At 61.4% G+C, this 17,518-nt stretch carries 19 protein-coding genes; 8 read left to right on the forward strand and 11 right to left on the reverse strand.

Features of this window, described 5'->3' with window-relative positions; translation table 11 throughout:
* Positions 1-15 precede the first annotated feature (15 nt).
* Positions 16-2,313 carry a VIT domain-containing protein gene (locus AC3VI7_RS08475; protein ID WP_489669491.1) on the reverse strand — a complete coding sequence of 766 codons (2,298 nt, stop codon included), beginning with the start codon at positions 2,311-2,313 and terminating at the stop codon, positions 16-18.
* A gap of 87 nt (positions 2,314-2,400) precedes the next feature.
* Between AC3VI7_RS08475 and AC3VI7_RS08480 the strand changes: the two genes are divergently transcribed.
* The 4 genes from AC3VI7_RS08480 to AC3VI7_RS08495 are packed head-to-tail and all read left to right on the forward strand — an operon-like array spanning position 2,401 to position 5,096.
* Positions 2,401-3,090 carry a pyrimidine 5'-nucleotidase gene (locus AC3VI7_RS08480; RefSeq protein ID WP_489669492.1) on the forward strand — a complete coding sequence of 230 codons (690 nt, stop codon included), beginning with the start codon at positions 2,401-2,403 and terminating at the stop codon, positions 3,088-3,090.
* Positions 3,090-3,740 (forward strand): nucleoid occlusion factor SlmA, encoded by a 651-nt coding sequence (slmA, locus tag AC3VI7_RS08485; RefSeq protein WP_489669493.1) that lies wholly within the window; start codon positions 3,090-3,092, stop codon positions 3,738-3,740. Before AC3VI7_RS08480 ends, slmA begins: the two co-directional genes overlap by 1 nt.
* A complete protein-coding gene (locus AC3VI7_RS08490) occupies positions 3,725-4,630 on the forward strand; it encodes an ATP-binding protein (RefSeq protein ID WP_489669495.1) in 906 nt (301 codons plus the stop codon). The genes slmA and AC3VI7_RS08490 overlap by 16 nt, the downstream gene beginning before the upstream one ends.
* Complete coding sequence (locus AC3VI7_RS08495; protein WP_009453370.1) at positions 4,611-5,096, forward strand: NUDIX domain-containing protein; 486 nt, start codon at positions 4,611-4,613, stop codon at positions 5,094-5,096. Before AC3VI7_RS08490 ends, AC3VI7_RS08495 begins: the two co-directional genes overlap by 20 nt.
* Before the next feature lie 31 nt (positions 5,097-5,127).
* Here the strand turns inward: AC3VI7_RS08495 and zapD are convergent, their stop codons facing one another.
* From zapD to pilB, 5 genes are read right to left on the reverse strand one after another with little or no spacing between them, the layout of a single operon-like run.
* Positions 5,128-5,883 (reverse strand): cell division protein ZapD, encoded by a 756-nt coding sequence (gene zapD / locus AC3VI7_RS08500; protein WP_489669496.1) that lies wholly within the window; start codon positions 5,881-5,883, stop codon positions 5,128-5,130.
* A gap of 33 nt (positions 5,884-5,916) precedes the next feature.
* On the reverse strand, positions 5,917-6,546 hold the full coding sequence (gene coaE / locus AC3VI7_RS08505) for a dephospho-CoA kinase (protein WP_489669497.1): 630 nt from the start codon (positions 6,544-6,546) through the stop codon (positions 5,917-5,919).
* A complete protein-coding gene (locus AC3VI7_RS08510; protein ID WP_489669498.1) occupies positions 6,537-7,466 on the reverse strand; it encodes a prepilin peptidase in 930 nt (309 codons plus the stop codon). The genes coaE and AC3VI7_RS08510 overlap by 10 nt, the downstream gene beginning before the upstream one ends.
* A gap of 4 nt (positions 7,467-7,470) precedes the next feature.
* Positions 7,471-8,703, reverse strand: a complete 1,233-nt coding sequence (locus AC3VI7_RS08515) for a type II secretion system F family protein (protein WP_489669499.1) — start codon at positions 8,701-8,703, stop codon at positions 7,471-7,473.
* Positions 8,704-8,721: 18 nt separating this feature from the next.
* Positions 8,722-10,440, reverse strand: a complete 1,719-nt coding sequence (pilB, locus tag AC3VI7_RS08520) for a type IV-A pilus assembly ATPase PilB (protein WP_489671273.1) — start codon at positions 10,438-10,440, stop codon at positions 8,722-8,724.
* 282 nt (positions 10,441-10,722) lie between these two features.
* Here pilB and htpG point away from each other — a divergent pair, with 282 nt between their 5' ends.
* Positions 10,723-12,624 carry a molecular chaperone HtpG gene (gene htpG / locus AC3VI7_RS08525; RefSeq protein ID WP_489669501.1) on the forward strand — a complete coding sequence of 634 codons (1,902 nt, stop codon included), beginning with the start codon at positions 10,723-10,725 and terminating at the stop codon, positions 12,622-12,624.
* Between the two features lie 16 nt (positions 12,625-12,640).
* Here the strand turns inward: htpG and AC3VI7_RS08530 are convergent, their stop codons facing one another.
* From AC3VI7_RS08530 to AC3VI7_RS08540, 3 genes are all read right to left on the reverse strand, one after another.
* On the reverse strand, positions 12,641-13,117 hold the full coding sequence (locus AC3VI7_RS08530) for a hypothetical protein (RefSeq protein WP_489669502.1): 477 nt from the start codon (positions 13,115-13,117) through the stop codon (positions 12,641-12,643).
* 249 nt (positions 13,118-13,366) lie between these two features.
* The gene (locus AC3VI7_RS08535) at positions 13,367-14,371 is read right to left on the reverse strand and encodes a serine/threonine protein kinase (protein ID WP_489669503.1); all 1,005 of its coding nucleotides are present in this window, start codon (positions 14,369-14,371) and stop codon (positions 13,367-13,369) included.
* Positions 14,368-15,090 carry a TerC family protein gene (locus AC3VI7_RS08540; RefSeq protein WP_489669504.1) on the reverse strand — a complete coding sequence of 241 codons (723 nt, stop codon included), beginning with the start codon at positions 15,088-15,090 and terminating at the stop codon, positions 14,368-14,370. Before AC3VI7_RS08540 ends, AC3VI7_RS08535 begins: the two co-directional genes overlap by 4 nt.
* 83 nt (positions 15,091-15,173) lie before the next feature.
* Here AC3VI7_RS08540 and AC3VI7_RS08545 point away from each other — a divergent pair, with 83 nt between their 5' ends.
* The 3 genes from AC3VI7_RS08545 to AC3VI7_RS08555 are packed head-to-tail and all read left to right on the forward strand — an operon-like array spanning position 15,174 to position 16,565.
* On the forward strand, positions 15,174-15,656 hold the full coding sequence (locus AC3VI7_RS08545; RefSeq protein ID WP_489669505.1) for an SET domain-containing protein: 483 nt from the start codon (positions 15,174-15,176) through the stop codon (positions 15,654-15,656).
* 31 nt (positions 15,657-15,687) lie between these two features.
* On the forward strand, positions 15,688-16,281 hold the full coding sequence (locus tag AC3VI7_RS08550) for a glutathione peroxidase (RefSeq protein ID WP_489669506.1): 594 nt from the start codon (positions 15,688-15,690) through the stop codon (positions 16,279-16,281).
* The gene (locus tag AC3VI7_RS08555) at positions 16,278-16,565 is read left to right on the forward strand and encodes a 2Fe-2S iron-sulfur cluster-binding protein (RefSeq protein WP_489669507.1); all 288 of its coding nucleotides are present in this window, start codon (positions 16,278-16,280) and stop codon (positions 16,563-16,565) included. Before AC3VI7_RS08550 ends, AC3VI7_RS08555 begins: the two co-directional genes overlap by 4 nt.
* On the opposite strand, the gene ureG is transcribed toward AC3VI7_RS08555, so the two are convergent.
* Entirely contained in the window at positions 16,562-17,239 is a 678-nt protein-coding gene (ureG, locus tag AC3VI7_RS08560; RefSeq protein WP_489669508.1) for an urease accessory protein UreG, read from the reverse strand. The two genes, AC3VI7_RS08555 and ureG, sit on opposite strands and share 4 nt — an antisense overlap.
* Positions 17,240-17,242: 3 nt before the next feature.
* On the reverse strand, positions 17,243-17,518 hold a 276-nt coding region (locus AC3VI7_RS08565), incomplete at its 5' end, for an urease accessory protein UreF (RefSeq protein ID WP_489671462.1).

A 17,518-nucleotide genomic window follows, 5' to 3' on the forward strand; every position in this document is an offset into this window, starting at 1 on the left:
GGGTCGGTAGTCTGTTCAAAGCGCCGGCCAGTTTTCTCCTGTCATGCTGGAGAAGTCGTGGCTCATGCGGGCGAGGCGGGGGTCGGGGTGTTGGCGTAAGGGGTGGGCCGCCGGGATGGCGTGGCCTTGGTGGAGCGCTTGGCGGGTGAGGGGGTGGGCGAAGAAGGTGAGGAAGGCGTGGATGCCGGCGGCCACGTCGATGTCGCCTGCGGGGCCTTCGGAGAGATGGCAGACCAACCAAGTGATCACACCTTTGCCCAAACCCATGTCGCGCAGACCTTGGAGGGTGGTGGGCCAGTCGTTGGGTTGACGCTGTTCGAACACCCGGCTGAACTCCCACGGGCTCAAGGGGCGGGTGGTGGTGATGGGAGGGACTGGGGAGGCGGGCCGCTTCAGGACGGCGAACACCGGCTCTTGCCGGCCCACTGGTTGCGAAAGGGGCCGCAGCGGGGGCGGTCGTTTTTGCCGCAGCTTGAAGGCGGGCGGACGATCCAAGGCTTGATGAGCGTCCTCGTGGGGATGAACCAAGATCAGCAGGGTCGAGCGGGTGGTGAGTTGGTACTGCACCGCCAGCCAAGGCTGGGGCTGTTCTTGATAGCGGCAGGCGGCCACCATGCGGGCGAGCTCGGTGGCGGTTGGGCGCACCGGCAGGGGACTGGGGATGTCTTCGCTGCTGACCGTGTAAAGGGTGGCGATGGTGTGCAGGCTTTCTTGCCACCGATTGCTGTGGGTGTGCTGGGTTAAACCAAGAGCGCTGTAAGACGGCCGCCGAATGAAAGCCAGCAAGCGTTGCCACAGGGGCCGCCGGTCGTCTTGTTTGGCCTTTTTGCTGTAGCCCAGCAGGCGCACATGGCCTTGGGGGCGTTTTTTCAGGATCGCATGCACCAGCACGGTGTCGCCGTCGAAGATCGAATGCGGCATCGGCGACTGCCAGATCGGCTCGATGTTTTCGGGCCATTGCAGGGCCAGACCGAAGCGTTGTTCGCTGCGCAGACGGTGCAGCAGTCGGTTCAGGATCGCTTCGACCGACTCAATCACCTCGGGGGTTTGGCCCGAAGGCACAAGCTCAAAGAGCCCTCCGCTGACTTCCGCCACCTGACGCAGCAGAGCGTGGGCGTGGGTCGAGCCGGTGCCGAGGCAGAGGATGAAGATGCGCTGCTTGCTGTGTTTGGCCACCAGCAGCGTGGCGTCGATGTCGGAGACTTGCGCTTGGGTGATGAGCACGACATCACAAGCTTGCTCAACGGTTTGATCCAAGGTGGATTGCAAGGCCGCATGCAGACAGGGGTTGCCCATGCGCGCACTTAGGTCTTGGGCGGCGTGGCGGGCGGCCAGTTTGCAGGCTTCATTGGCGTACCACAGGGGGCGGTGCTGAACTTGGCTGCCAAATCGGGACAGACTGAATTGATCTTCGGCTTGCAGTTGGGCGACCAAGCTTTGCTGCAAACGACGTGCGGTGCGGATGTCCTCAGACGACATGGCGCTTGAACAGTCCACCAAGATCTTGAGGGCCATCGGATCTTGCCGGGCCGGTAAGTCGGGTTGAAAGGCCAGCAGAGCGACCACTTGATCCGTCTTGATGGGGTCGTATTCACACCACGCCATGCTCAGGCTTTCCTGAGCGAGATCACTGAGGATCAGGATGACATCGCGCTCGGGGGTGCTGCGGCGCGTCAAACTGACCCGCACGCTTTGTGCCATCGAGCCCTCATCCTCACTCCCCCGCGCCAAGAAGGTCATCGGGTGCGTGGGCGAGCTGATGTGTGCTTGAGCCCAATCGCCGTAGATGTTGATGGCAAGGTCGAAGATCTCTTCGGTCTTGACAGCGGCCCGCACCGCACTGCTGCGGTACGGGTTGATCGTGGCGGGGATGTTTAGGTGGAGTTCGCCGCGCTCGTAGCGGGGCGTTTGACCGTAGCGCACCGTGATGAGGCAGATTTCACCCGGGCCGAGATCGCCGAGATGCAGGGTCTGACTGCCATCATGGTTGCTTTCCAGCAGCACGTCGGTGTCGTCGGCTGAGGCGTGCGCGGCGGAGGTTGGTTCGCGCTGAAAGCTGGCGGTGTGTTTGTCGGCCACTTGAGAGCGCAGGTGCCGCCCGCCCATCACCACATCCAAGCCGAGCAAGACCGCTTGTGCGGGCAGTGAAAATGCCGGGCTGATGCTCAAGGGGCGCGCGGTGGTGTTGCGGAAGGATTGCTCAATGCGAACCTCCAGCAGCATGCCGCGCAGACTGCACCGAGTGCGTACCGACGTCAGCGCCAAGGACCCATCCATGCCTCCCGCCTCGCCCGGTAGGGATTGCAGGGGCATCGTTGATTCACCTGTCCTAGACATCCACACTTTTCCTCAGTGACGCTGTTCTAATTTGAAGATGGCGCATTATCTGACGCCCACACCATGCCAAATCGCTCGACTGTCTGGCTCTTTGACCTCGATGACACGCTGCATGACGCCTCGCAGGCGGCTTTCGGCGGCATCAACCGAGCGATGACGGCTTACATCGTCCGCGAGCTGGGGGTGGCTGAAGCCGAAGCCCAGCGTTTACGCACGCACTATTGGCACCGTTACGGGGCCACCTTGCTCGGGTTGATGCGTCATCACGGGGTCAAGGCCGGCCATTTTCTCGAAGAAACCCATCGTCTGCCAGGGCTGGAGGCGCGGCTGCGTAGTCATCCGCACGATGTGGCGGCCCTGCGACGCTTGCCAGGCCGCAAGCTCATCTTGACCAACGCGCCCGCCGAGTATGCCGAGCGGGTGCTCACCGCGTTGGGGCTGCGGCGCTGCTTTGACGCCGTGATCAGCATCGAGCAGATGCGCATGTTTGGCCATCTCCGGCCCAAGCCGGATGCGCGCATGCTGCGCGCCTTGGTTGCCCGTCTGAAGGTGCCGGCAGGGCGTTGCGTGTTGGTGGAGGACACGCTGGCGCATCAAAAGGCCGCCCGACGTGTAGGGATGCGCACGGTGTGGATGCAGCGCTGGCTGCCGAGAACCCCGCCAACCCCCCGTGTAAGCGTTGGTTTGCATCGAAAACCAGCCTATGTGTGTGACAAAATCCGCACTTTTCAACGATTGCTGGCCCTCACTTGATGTCTGACCTCACACCTGAAGAAGTCAATGCGGCTGATTCCGAGGTCGCCTTGGCGGCGTCACCCGTGCGCAAGCGGCCCAAACCGGGTGAGCGGCGTGAGCAAATCCTCCAGACCTTGGCCGCGATGCTTGAGCAACCCGGCAGCGAACGCATCACCACTGCCGCGCTGGCTGCGCGTCTTGGCGTGAGCGAGGCAGCTTTGTACCGCCACTTCGCCAGCAAAGCGCAGATGTTTGAGGGGCTGATCGAGTTCATCGAAACCAGTGTCTTTACGCTTATCCATCAGAGGGTTGAACGCGAAGGTTTCCATCCGGAACAAGCGGCCCGGGTGGTGGCCTTGCTGTTGCAGTTCGGCGAGAAGAACCCCGGCATGGCGCGCGTCATGGTGGGCGATGCGCTGGTTTTTGAGCACGAGCGTTTGCATCTACGCATGAACCAGTTCTTTGATCGGGTCGAAGCGCAACTGCGGCAATGTTTGCGCGGCGCGACGGACGAGCCGGGCAGCGCGCCGCAGCCGGTGGGGGTGAGCGCGCGGGCTTCGATGATGGTGGGCTTTGCGATGGGGCGGCTGCAACGCTTCGCCCGCTCGGATTTCAAACGCAGCCCCACCGAACATCTCGATCTGGTTTTGTCATGGATGCTGCCCTGAATACCTTGTCCGCCACCCCGGCCCTGTTGGCCCTGATCACCCGGGCCGAAGCGGTGCTGGCACGTTTCGAAGCCACCTTGCCGGTGGCCACCCCGACCCCCGATTGGTCCACCGTGGTGGCCTGTCGCTGGCGTAAGCGCGGTCTAGTCGGCTCGTTGGAGCCGGTGCGGCATCTGGCCCCGATCCGGCTGGCCGATCTGCAAGAAGTTGAGCCGCAAAAAGAGCGTTTAACACGCAACCTGCGCCAGTTTGTGCAGGGCTTGCCGGCCAACAACGTGTTGCTGACCGGCGCACGCGGCACGGGCAAAAGCTCGCTCATCAAGGCGTGCTTGAACGAATGGGCCGCCGAAGGGTTGCGCTTGATCGAGGTGGACAAGGCCGATCTGGTCGATCTGCCCGACATCGTCGATCAGATCGCCGGCTTGCCGCAGCGTTTCATCCTTTTTGCCGACGACCTCAGCTTTGACGACGGTGAGTCGGGCTACAAGGCGCTCAAGTCGATCTTGGACGGCTCGATTGCCCAAGCCAGTGACAACGTGCTGGTTTGCGCGACCTCGAACCGTCGCCACCTGCTGCCCGAGCACATGAAGGACAACCTCTCGGCCAAGCACGACGAGAACGGCGAGTTGCATCCCGGCGAGGCCATCGAGGAAAAGATCTCCCTATCGGAACGTTTTGGTCTGTGGGTCAGTTTTTATCCGTTCTCGCAAAACGAGTACCTCAGCATCGTGGCGCAGTGGCTGCGTTCTTTCGAGGTCAGCGAGACGGCGATCAGCGCGGCGCGGCAGCAAGCCCTGATCTGGGCCTTGGAGCGCGGTTCGCGTTCGGGCCGGGTGGCGTTTCAGTTCGCCAAGGATTACGCGGGGCGTCATGAGCAACGTGCCGAGTGAATCAACGGTGAGGCCTTCCGAGGCCCGGCGTGTCACCGAGGACGAGGCCCGCGAAGGCCGGGTGCCGGTCGATGTGGCGGTGGGCGTGTTGATTGAGCGTGACGCCGAGGGTCAAGAGGTGCGCTTTTTGCTCACTACCCGCCCGCCCGGCAAGGTTTGGGCGGGCTACTGGGAGTTCCCCGGCGGCAAGTTCGAGCCCGGTGAAACCGTCGAGCAAGCCTTGCGGCGCGAGCTGCACGAAGAAATCGGCATCACCGTGGGCAAGGTGCATCCGTGGAAGGTGCAGCTCATGGACTACAGCCATGCCCGGGTGCGGCTGCATTTTTGCAAGATCGACGACTGGACCGGCGCTTTCGAGATGCGTGAAGGCCAGACCATGGCGTGGCAGAGCCTGCCGGTCACGGTCGAGCCGGTCCTGCCCGGCACATGGCCGGTGCTGGAGTGGCTCGCCGAGGAGCGTGGGTAGGTTGGGTTGTGTTGTGGGTGAAGGCTCAGGCTCAGGCGCAGAGCGTGATTTCGAGCGGTGCGTCTTCGGGTACGGCCCGCAGGCGACCTTCGGCGTCAGCGCGCATCAGCCGGATCGACACCATCAGCCGGTGGCCGCTGATCTCGGGCACGAGTTTCAGGCTGGGGTCGATGCGCAGCCGCAGCAACTGATAGCTGCGTCCAGCGCTCAGGTTGTGCTGGAACTGGCCGTTGCGTGCCATGACGTTTTGCGGTCCGCCCGCATCGCGCAGCAAACCGAGGCTGACATCCAAGCCATCCGACAGCGGGCGCAGCACACCGATCCAGCCTTCCAGATCGCTGCGGCGTTTGGCCGGACTTTCCTGTTGCCAAGCGTAGTAAGCCGGCAGATCGAATTCGCAGGTGCCGCCGGGGATGTTGATGCGGCTGCGAATACTCATCAGCCATTCATTGGCAGTGAGCGCGTGGCCGGCTTTGCCGACCGTGCCGCGCAGCGCTTGGCTGGCGGATTCAACCAGGGTAATGGCTTGTTCGAGGGCGTTTTCCGAGATGGCGGGGTTACCGCGATAGCTGATCAGCGTGGCACGTTGACGCTCCAGATCACCTAAAAGGTCGTTCTTGAGGTCCACCCGTGACGAGACATCCATGATCTCGAACAGGGTGGCCAAGGCGAAATGGTGATCCACCGGGGCATCACGGGCGACCAGCACGTCCAAGCGCTCGAACAAATGTTCGAGCCGCAACATGGTGCGGGTGCTTTCATTGAAAGGATATTCGTAAAGGATCAAGGCAAGGGCCTCCGGCGCAAGGGCCGAATTGTTTCATAGCGGGGCGTTGGCTGTATCGAACGAGTTGCACCAAACGTCCCAAAGTGTGCCAACCAAGGCATCTAACTGGCTTAGATCAGTGCCGTCGTTGACGATGACCGCATCCGCGCAGGCGCGGCGCTGCTCACGGCTGGCTTGGCTGGCCAAGACGCGGGCAATGGTGGCCTCGTCCCAGCCATTGCGTTGCCGCACGCGCTCGACTTGGCGCTCGACCGGGCAATCGACCACCAACACCCGGTTGACCTTGGCGCGCCAGCGGCCTGTTTCGACCAGCAGCGGCACATCGAAGACCACCGGCTGACCCGTGCAGGCCAAAGCGGCTTGGCGTTCCGCCTCCAGCTCGATCAAGGGATGCAGGATCTGTTCGAGGCGTTGCCGTTGTTGTGGATCTGCAAAGACGAGGGCCCGCATGTGGTTGCGATCCAATGCACCCTCAGCGGTGATGGCTTGGGGGCCAAAGGTGGCCGACAGGGCGGAGATCGCAGCCCCACCGGGGGCGGTGAGATCGTGCGCAATGCGGTCGGTATCGACGATCAGCGCACCGCGACGTTGTAAAGCCGCCGCGACCGAACTCTTGCCACTGGCGATACCGCCGGTCAGGCCCCAGCGGGGATTTAGGCCCATCCCATCCAGCCCATCACCCGCTCGGGGCCGGCCAGCATGACCACCAAGCCCCCGCCGGCTAGAAAAGGTCCGAAAGGCACGTAGACACCTTCGCGCAACTGGCCGGTGGCTTTCATGCCCAACCCGACCACGGCACCCACCAGCGAGGCGGCCAGCACGATGGGCAGAATCATCACGCCACCCGTCCAGGCCCCCAGTGCGGCCAGCAGCTTGAAATCACCTTCGCCCATGCCTACCTTGCCGGTGATGAGCTTAAAGAGCTGGGTCACGCTCCACAGGCTCAAATACCCCGCCACGGCCCCCCACAGGGCACTGCTGAGCGGCAGGGTCCAGCCCATGGCCGCAGCGATCAATCCGAGCCAAAGCAGCGGTTGCGTGAGGCTGTCGGGCAAGAGGGTGGTATCCCAGTCGATCAGCGCAGCCGTCAGCAGCACAGCGCCGACCAAGCACCAAAGCAGCGTCACCGGCTCGGTGCCAAAACGCACACCCATCGCCGCAAACAAGGCAGCGTTGGCGATTTCGACGCCCGGATAGCGCATCGAGATGGGTGCTGCGCAGCCCTTGCAGCGGCCGCGCAGGATCAGCCAACTCAGCACCGGGATGTTTTCCCACCACGCCAGCACATGGCCGCAGTGCGGACAGCGCGAACGCGGGATGGCCAGATCCAGTCGGGGCAGCGCGTGCAGCGCCTTGCCCAAGGCTTGAGCGGCCAGCTCGCTGGGCCGCAAGGGGGCGTGTGTACCGAAGACGCTTTTGCAGCCTGCGCCATCCGCCAGTTGGGCCTGCACATCGCCCCACCAACTGCGCTGCATCATGATCGGCAGGCGATGCACCACCACGTTCAGAAAGCTGCCGATCATCAGGCCCAAGACCGCCAGCCCAGCGGGGTGCAACAACCAAGACAAAGAAAGCTCTGGCATGGGATCAAACCACTTGACCGATCTTGAAGATGGGCAGATACATCGCCACCACGATGCCGCCGATGATGGTGCCCAGCACCACGATGATGATCGGCTCCATCAGGCTCGACAGGCCCTTGACGGCCTCATCGACTTCGCTCTCGTAGAAGTCAGCCACCTTGGACAACATCTGATCCAAGGCGCCGGACTCTTCACCAATGGCTGTCATTTGTAGCACCATGGGGGGGAAGAGGGCGCTGGTTTGCATGGCCGAGGTCAGTGAGACGCCACTGGAGACGTCGCGTTGAATTTGCTCGGTGGCGATGGTGAACACACCGTTGCCGGAGGCCCCGCCCACCGAGTCAAGGGCTTCGACCAGCGGCACACCGGCTGAGAACATGGTGGACAGAGTGCGGGTCCAGCGTGCCACAGTCGCTTTGTAGACCAAGGTGCCAAAGATCGGCATCTTGAGCATGGCGCGGTCCACCAGCATTTGGATCTTGGGTGAGCGTTGCCAGCTTTGAAAAGCGAAATAGCCTGTACCACCGATCCCGCCAAAAATCAGGTACCAGTACGACACGAAGAACTCGGACATGTACATCACCACCAAGGTCGGTCCGGGCAGTTCGGCACCGAAGCTGGTGAAGACCTCTTTGAAGGATGGCACCACCTTGATCATGATCACGGCCACCACCACGAAAGCCACCACCAACACCGCAATCGGGTAGGTCAGGGCTGACTTGATCTTCGATTTGAGTTCTTGGGTTTTTTCTTGGTAGATCGCCAGCCGGTCGAGCAGCGCTTCAAGAATACCGGCGGCTTCGCCGGCTTCGATCAGGTTGCAGTAGAGCGAATCGAACAGCAGCGGGTACTTGCGGAAGGCCTCTGAGAGGCTGGAGCCGGTCTCGATGTCGGCGCGGATGTCCGACAGCATCTGGGTCATGCGTGGGTTGGCGCTGCCGCGACCGACGATGTCGAACGATTGCAGCAGCGGCACACCGGCCTTGAGCATGGCGGCGAATTGGCGGGTGAACACCGCGATTTCGGCTGACTTGATCGCACTGCCGCCCGAGGATCGGCGCTTCTTGATCTTCGTGACCATGATGCCTTGGCGGCGCAAGCTGGCGCTGACCATGGCTTCGCCGCCACCATTCATTTCGCCGCGCACGATCCGACCGCCTCGGTCTTTGCCTTCCCACTGGAAGATCAGCTCTTTGACCTTTTTCTTCGCCGGTGCCGCTTTTGCCGCTGTGGCCATATGCCTTTAACTCTCTGGTTATTGGTTGGTGCAGCCGATCACTTCTTCAAGTGTGGTGGCTCCCGACCGTACTTTGACCAAACCGGAGGTGCGCAGATCGCGCACACCATCCACCCCTGCTTGCTTGGCGATATCTACCGCTGTGCCTTGGCTCAAGATGATGCGCTGGATCTCTTCAGAGATCGGCATGACTTGGTAAATACCGACCCGGCCCCGGTAGCCGTTGTTGCACGAGGAGCAGCCGATGGCTTTGTAGGGCTTCCACGAACCGTCCAGCTCTTCGGCTTTGAAGCCGGCCCGGATCATGGCTTCCTTGGGGTAGTCGGCGGGGACTTTGCAGCTTTCACACAGCCGCCGTGTCAGCCGCTGGGCGGTGATCAAGATGATGCTGGAGGCAATGTTGAACGGGGCCACACCCATGTTTTGCAGCCGGGTCAGCGTGGTGGGCGCGTCGTTGGTGTGCAGGGTCGAGAGCACCATGTGGCCGGTTTGGGCCGCTTTGATGGCAATGTCGGCGGTTTCTAGGTCGCGAATTTCGCCCACCATGATGATGTCGGGATCTTGGCGCAGGAAAGATTTGAGCGCGGCCGCGAAGGTCAGCCCCGCTCGGTCATTGACGTTGACTTGATTGATGCCGGGCAAGTTGATTTCGGCCGGATCTTCGACGGTCGAGATATTGATGCCGGGCTGGTTCAGGATGTTCAAGCAGGTGTAGAGCGACACTGTCTTGCCCGAACCGGTTGGGCCGGTCACCAGCACCATGCCGTAAGGGCGCTGGATGCAGGCCATGAGCCGATCTTTTTCTTCCTTCTCGTAGCCCAGCGCTTCGATGCCGAGTTTGGCCGAGGAGGAGTCAAGCACCCGGATCACGATCTTTTCGCCGAACAAGGTGGGCAAGGTGCTGACGCGAAAGTCGATCGACTTGGTGCCGAATTTCAACTTCATCCGACCGTCTTGCGGCACGCGCTTTTCAGCGATGTCCATGCGCGAGATCACCTTGATGCGCGAGGCCAGCTTGTCTTTGATGGCCACGGGCGGCTGCACCATTTCACGCAACTCGCCGTCGATGCGAAAGCGCACCCGGTAGTGCAGCTCATAAGGCTCGAAATGCAAGTCGGAGGCGCGCAGGTTGATCGCATCGACCAGCATCTTTTGCAAGAAGCGCACCACCGGCGTGTCGTCGGCTTCGTTGGCCTCTTCTTCCGGCTTGGCGTTGGGGTCTTGCTCTTCGACATCAAAGTCGAAGTCGCCACCCACCATGGATTCCAACGCCTCGGCGGTCGAGGTGTTGATGGTGCCGAGCAGTTTGGCCAGCTTGTCGTGCTCGACCAAGATCCACTCTGGGGTGAGCTGGGTGGCAAACTTGATTCGGTCGATGACATCTTGGGCCGTTGGGTCGGCACCGCCAATGAAGATACGGTTGCCTCGTTTGCCCAGTGCGACCACTTGGCATTCGCTCAGGGTGCGCGCATCGACCAAGTTGGGCGCGATCTTGCGCATGTCGATGGCCGCCAGATCGACCAAGGGGATCGCCAACGTGGACGACAAGGCATGGGCCAGATCGGCCGCCGAGATGACGCCGGCTGTGATGACCGCTGAAACAAAGGTGCGCCGCTGCTCACGCGCACTGCGTGTCAGCTCCTCGGCGGTCTTTTGATTCAATTTTCCCGCGTTGACAAGAACACGGGCGATGCCAGCCAAATTGGTGGCGGAGGGGTCGATGACGTTTTCAGCCACTGCAGCTCGATGGAATGAACGGGGACGATGACAGCATCGGATGATCCTTGATCCAAGCCGAGAAGTAAATCACGACGCTACGAGAGATCGCAATGTAAGGAGCGTTTTTTAACTCAATGGGCATCAGGAGGCTGGAAATTTGGCTTATGCCCGTTTTAAGAACGTTTCGTAGCATCTTGTCGCTTTGGGGCCACGTGCTGTTTTTCTTTTCTGCCTTGAAAAGCGCGTGGCTGCCTCCAAGTTCTGCGCAGACGCCCAGAGCTCTTTCCTCTTTTTCTGACCATGACCAAACAAACTCTTTCTTTCCAAGCCGAAGTCAAGCAACTGCTGCACCTTGTCACGCACTCGCTCTACTCCAACAAAGAAATTTTCCTGCGTGAATTGGTCTCTAACGCCTCGGACGCCTGCGACAAGCTGCGCTTTGAAGCGCTGAACAACAACGCCTTGTTTGAGGACTCGCCCAACCTTGAAGTGCGGGTGAGCTTTGACAAGCAAGCTCGGCGCATCGTCATCAGCGACAACGGCATCGGTTTGTCGGCCCAAGAAGCGATTGACCACCTCGGCACCATCGCCAAGAGCGGCACCAAGGAGTTCATGACCAAGCTCGAAGGCCAAGACAAGGATCGGGCCAAAGATGCCAATCTGATCGGCCAGTTCGGTGTGGGTTTTTACTCGGGCTACATCGTGGCGGATCGCATCACGGTGGAATCGCGCCGCGCTGGTTTGGCCGCCTCGGAGGGCGTGCGCTGGAGCAGCGAGGGCACGGGAGACTTTGAAGTCGAGACCATCACCCGCGAAACACGCGGCACCGATGTCATCTTGCATGTCCGGGCCGAAGAAGAGGATTTCCTCAGCACTTGGAAGCTGAAGTCCATCATCAGCAAGTACTCGGACCACCTCTCGTTGCCGGTGCTGATGCACAAGGAAACTTGGGACGCTGAGAAGAGCGAAAACGTCATCGCCGACGAGTGGGAGGCAGTCAACAAGGCTGCTGCCATTTGGGCGCGCTCCAAGTCTGATATCACCGACGCTGAGTACAAGGCGTTTTATGAACAGCTCACCTACGACAACACCGCCCCGTTGGCTTATACGCACAACCGCGTTGAAGGCCGCAGCGAATACACCCAGCTGCTCTACATCCCGGCCAAGGCTCCTTTTGATCTGTGGAACCGCGACAAGCGGGGTGGCGTCAAGCTGTATGTGAAGCGCGTCTTCATCATGGACGACGCTGAAGCGCTGATGCCGGTCTACCTGCGCTTTGTGAAGGGCGTGATCGACTCGGCCGATTTGCCGCTGAACGTGTCACGTGAGTTGCTGCAAGAAAGCCGCGACGTGCGCGCCATCCGTGAAGGCTCGACCAAGCGCGTTTTGTCGATGCTGGAAAGCTTGGCCGATAGCGAGAGCGCCGACGACAAAGCCAAGTACGCCGCCTTTTGGAAAGAGTTTGGTGCGGTGCTCAAGGAAGGTTTGGGCGAGGATCACACCAACCGCGAGCGTCTGGCCAAGTTGCTGCGCTTCGCTTCGACCCACGCTGACGAGGGGGTTTCTTTTGCCGATTACGTTGCCCGCATGAAGGACGGCCAAGAGGCCATCTACATCATCACCGCCGACAGCTTGGCCGCCGCCAAAAATAGCCCGCAGCTTGAAATCTTCAAGAAAAAGGGCATCGAGGTCTTGCTGCTGACGGATCGGGTCGATGAATGGATGCTCAGCCATATCTATGAGTTCGAAGGTCACAGCCTGCAAAGCGTGGCCAAGGGCGCGGTCGATCTGGGCCAGCTCCAGGACGAAGAAGAGAAAAAGCAAGCTGAAGTGGTGGCCGAAGGCTTCAAGCCGACCTTGGACCGTATCAAGGCCGCTTTGGCTGCGCGTGCCAAAGACGTGCGCGTCACCACCCGGCTGGTCGATTCACCGGCTTGTTTGGTGATGGAAGAAGGCGACATGAGCGGTCACCTGGCCCGCATGCTCAAGCAAGCCGGCCAACCTGCGCCCAACAGCCAGCCCGTGCTGGAAGTGAATGCCGAGCACGCCTTGGTGAAGAAGCTGGCCGCGTTGCCCGAAGGGGCTCCGACCTTTGACGATCTAGCTCAAGTGCTGTTCGACAACGCCATGTTGGCCGAAGGCGGTCAGCTTGAAGATCCGGCGGCGCACGTCAAGCGCATTCAGGCCCTGATCTTGGCCTGATATCGTCGGACTTTGCTCAGTGCCCCAGTGCCCGTGCCACCAGCTCGGGCAGGGTGCTGGCACTTTGGAGGACATCACCGCTCAGTTCGCGGCGCATGTCTTCTTGGTCGATGTCATGCAGGCGAACCTGCGTGGCACCGGCCTCACTGGTGCCGATCTCAATCGCCATGGGCAGATCAATCGTGCGGGTGGGGCTGTGCAGCACCGGCACCACATCACAGCGATGGCTGAGGACCAGCACGGTGCCTGAAGCGGCTGCCCAGCGTTGACCGGGGCGTTGAGGCTGGGTCAGCCGGGTGAAGACCGACAGCCCGGAGCGGCTGGCTTGATCGCTGATGCGGCGGATGGTTTCATCCACCGAGTGGCTGCTGGTGTGGGATCGGATGCCCGAGCCGCTGCGACTGACCGAATTCGCACCCAGACTCACGACCGCCATCGAGCTGGTCAGCCAGAGTTGACGTGAGAGGCGGGGGGATGTGTGGGTGGGGGTCATGGTGCGCTCCTGTGTGCTTTTGGGTCTTTTTCTATTCACGTTCCCGATCATGGGGGCTTGCTGTGACAAGGCTGTGACAGGCCTGTGACAGCCTTGTCACAGCGGCGTGTCGGTGAAGGAGCGAGACTCTAGCGGCTGGAGCCGTGGCCGGGTTCCTGCCCGGCGCATGAAGTCAGCGCAGCGGTAACAATGCCGCCTCCTAGGGACCTTTTTGTTGCGGGCGCTTGAGATTGTTTCGCCCGTACAACATCAGGCCACCAGGGGTGACTCGGCCATGGCGTTGATTTGTTCTTGCAGCAAGGTGGTTTGTTGCGCCCAGTAGGACGGGCTTTCGAACGCCGGAAAGGCGATCGGAAAAGCCGGATCCTGCCAGCGGCGGGCAATCCAGGCGCTGTGTCCAAGGATGCGCAAGGTGCGTAGCGGCTCAATCAGCGCCAGCTCGCGGCGATCAAAGTCGCGCAGGCTCTCATAGCCATCGAGCAAGGCCCCAAGCTGGGCTTGCATCTCTTGGCGCGTACCGCCCAAGAGCATCCAAAGGTCTTGCACGGCGGGGCCCATCACCGCGTCATCGAGATCGACAAAGTGCGGCCCCGAGGGGCTCCAGAGCAAATTGCCCGGGTGACAGTCGCCGTGCAGGCGCAGCAGATGTAGGCGGCCGTGGCGGGCGAAGGCGGCATCGACGTGTTCCAAGGCCGCCAGTGCCATGCTGTGCCAAGCGTGGCTGCCGGGCGGCAACAGGTCACTCTCGTTGAGCCACTGCACGGCGGTGCGCGCCGCTTGGCTGCTCTCAAGGCGGATGCGTTGGGTAAAAGCGCTGCCCTGACCCACTTGGTGGAGCCGCGCCAAAAAGCGCCCGATCCAGCTCAACGTCTCGGGATCTTCCAGCTCGGGTTGACGGCCACCGCAGCGCGGGCTGACGGCAAAGCGCCAAGGGCCAACGTGCGCTAGGGTGCCGCTCGGACCCTGGGCGCTGCCTTCGGGGAGCTGCAAGAGCAAAGGGGCCACGGCGGGGACTTCCGCAGCAGCGAGCTCAAGAGCGAAGGCGTGTTCCTCCAAGATCTGCGCATCGCTCCAGCGACCATCGCGGTAGAACTTGACCACCACGGGCGCTGCATCTTCAAGGTGGACCATGAAGACGCGGTTCTCGTACGAGTTGAGTTGCAAGATGCGCCCGTCGCCGCGCAGTCCTACGGCGTCGAGGGCATCGAGCACCGCATGGGGCGTGAGCCCAGCGTAGGGCGCATCGGTCGTCATGCGGCACCTTGGCGGTGACGCATGCGGATGTTGAGCATTTCGACCGTCACGGAGAAGGCCATGGCGAAGTAGATGTAGCCCTTCGGGACATGGTTGCCAAAGCCCTCGGCGATCAAGAGCAGACCCACGGCCACCAAGAAGGCCAAGGCCAGCATCTTGATGGTCGGGTGCTTCGAGATAAAGCGGCCGATGGCGGCGGAGAACACCATCATCATGGCGACCGATGCCACCACGGAGGCGATCATCACCGGCACCTGATCGACCATGCCGACGGCCGTGATGATGGAGTCGAGCGAGAAGACCAAGTCGATCAGCATGATCTGCACGATGGCCACGCCGTAGGAGGCGCGCGGACGCACACCGCCGTGGCTTTCTTCTTCGGCCCCTTCAATGGTTTCATGGATCTCGCCGGTGCTCTTCCAAAGCAGGAACAAGCCCCCGGCGATCAGGATCAGATCCCGCCCACCAAAACCGTGGTCCATGAAGAAAAAGAGCGGCTTGGTCAGGCCGATGATCCAAGACAGCACCAGCAGCAAGCCGATGCGCAAAAACATCGCCATGAACAAGCCGATGCGCCGGGCGCGGTCGCGCATTTCGGGGGGGAGTTTCTCGACCAAGATCGAGATGAAGACGATGTTGTCGATCCCCAGTACCAGCTCCAGCGCTGTGAGGGTGGCCAGGGCGATCCAAGTTTCGGGTTGTACGAGCAGTTCCAGCATGGCTTTCAAATTCAGTGTTTTGCGCCGCGATCATAGCCAGTGATCCTTGGTTAACCCGTAGGCAAATCGGCTACCCTCACCTGATGCCTGAACTTCGCACCCATGCTTCTTCGCCCGAGGCGCTGCCCACGGTGGTGATTCCACCGACCCAAGGGCCGAAAAATCCGCAGAAATTTGCGGTCATCAACCAGCCCAGCGCCATTGATGGCTTGGGGGCTTTTGCGGCTGAACCGATCCCGGCCTACAAGAAGATTGGTGAGATCCGGGGTGAGTTCATCAGCGTGCGCGAGGCCCATCGGCGGGTGCGCAGCCAAGCCCGCATCATGATGATCGAGGTCTCAGACAAGCGCGCCGTCGATGCCACCCACTCAACCGACCCGTTGCGCTACACCAACCACTCTTGCCAACCCAACACGGTGTTGCGCGTGCGTGGTGGGCGCATTGAGCTTTTCGCGTTGAGGGCCATTGCCGTCGGCGAAGAACTCACCGCCGATTACGGCGAGACTCACCACGCTGGCCGCTTGAGCTGCCGCTGCGGTGCCCCCGGGTGCCGCAGTTTTTTGTAACTTCATGGCGTGGTATCGCATAGGAAATGGCATGAACATTCGTGAAAAACAACGTGGATGGCGCTGGTTTGCTGGCGCAGTCTCTGGCTTGGTGTTCGCCGCAGGTCTGGGGACGAGTACCCCCTTGCTGGCGGCTGAACCCGCTTGCGCCCCTTTGCTGCAACACAACGTGCCGCGTCTGCAAGACGACGTGCCGCAATCGCTGTGTCAGTATCAGCACCAAGTGATCGTGGTGGTCAATACCGCCAGTTTTTGCGGTTTCACCCATCAGTACAAGGGGCTTGAAGCGCTCTACGAAACCTACAAAGACCGGGGCTTGGTGGTGTTGGGCTTTCCTTCGAACGACTTCTTCCAAGAGTCCGAGTCGGCCAAAAAAATCGTCGATTTCTGTGAAGGCACCTTCGGCATCCGCTTCCCGATGTTTGCCAAAACAGCGGTCAAGGGCGAGGCCGCCATTCCCTTCTACCGGCAACTGGCGCAACGCACTGGCGAAGCCCCGGCGTGGAATTTTCACAAATACATCATTGGGCGTGACGGCAAAAGCGTGAGCAGCTTCGCCAGCGACATCGAGCCCCAGTCAGCGGCCTTCATCCGTGAGGTCGAGAAACAGCTGGCTCGACCTTGAGTTCGCCTGCGCACACCCTCTTGATTCAACCCAGCGGTCACCAACTGCCAGCGCCTGCTGAGCGGACCTTGTGGGCTGCTGCTTGGGCAGCGGGGGTGCGTTTACCGAGTTCGTGCCGCAACGGCACTTGCCGGGCCTGCATGTGCCGCCTGCTCGATGGTCACATCCAGCACACCATCGACTGGCCCGGTCTGCTCCCCGAAGAAAAGCTCGCCGGCTGGATCCTGCCCTGTGTGGCCCAGCCCCGCAGTGATGTGGTGATCGAGGCGAAGGTGCTGGACTAGACCGCCAGCATGCCCTTGGTTTCGATGAAGCGGATCACCTCATCCAGCCCTTGCTGGGTTTTGAGGTTGGTCATCACGAAGGGCCGTACCCCGCCTTGAGGCATCCGGCGCATGCGTTCCGTGTCGGCTTTCATGACATCCAAGTTGGCCCCCACATACGGGGCCAGATCGGTTTTGTTGATGACGAACAAGTCGCTTTTGGTGATGCCGGGGCCGCCCTTGCGCGGAATTTTTTCGCCAGCGGCCACGTCGATGACGTAGAGCGTCAAGTCGGAGAGTTCCGGGCTGAAGGTGGCTGCCAAGTTGTCGCCACCCGACTCGATGAAGACGATATCGGCGTTGGGAAACTTCTCCAGCATCCGGTCCACCGCTTCGAGGTTGATGGAGGCGTCTTCGCGGATCGCGGTGTGTGGGCAGCCGCCGGTTTCCACGCCCATGATGCGTTCGGGCTCCAGCGCCCCGGCCACGGTCAACAGGCGCTGGTCTTCTTTGGTGTAGATGTCGTTGGTCACGACCACCAAGTCCCACTTCTCCCGCATGGCTTTGCAGAGCATTTCCAGCAGCGTGGTTTTGCCCGAGCCGACGGGGCCGCCGACACCGACGCGCAAGGGCGGCCGTTTTTTGGTGCGCAGGCTGGGCTGAGACGTGTTGAGGGTATTGAAGGTGTTGAGCATGGGTCAGGAGCGGAACAGACGTGAATATTGAGCCTCGTGCTGGGCCGAAAGGATGGCCAGCATGGGGGTGAAAGCTTGCTGCTCGGCTTCGGGCAGATGCATGGCGCGCTCCACCACCGCTGGGATGGCGTCGCTCAAGCGTTGCAAGATGCGCTGACCGGCGCTTTGGCCCAAGGGCGCGGACTTGAGCGCGGCTTGGACCATGTTCTCGGCCCAACCAAAGGCGTGGGCCAGCAGGGCTTGGCGCAGGGGCGCGCCGGTTTGTGCGGCGGCCAAGGC

This window comes from Leptothrix toolikensis (SeqCode) (genome assembly GCF_057922285.1).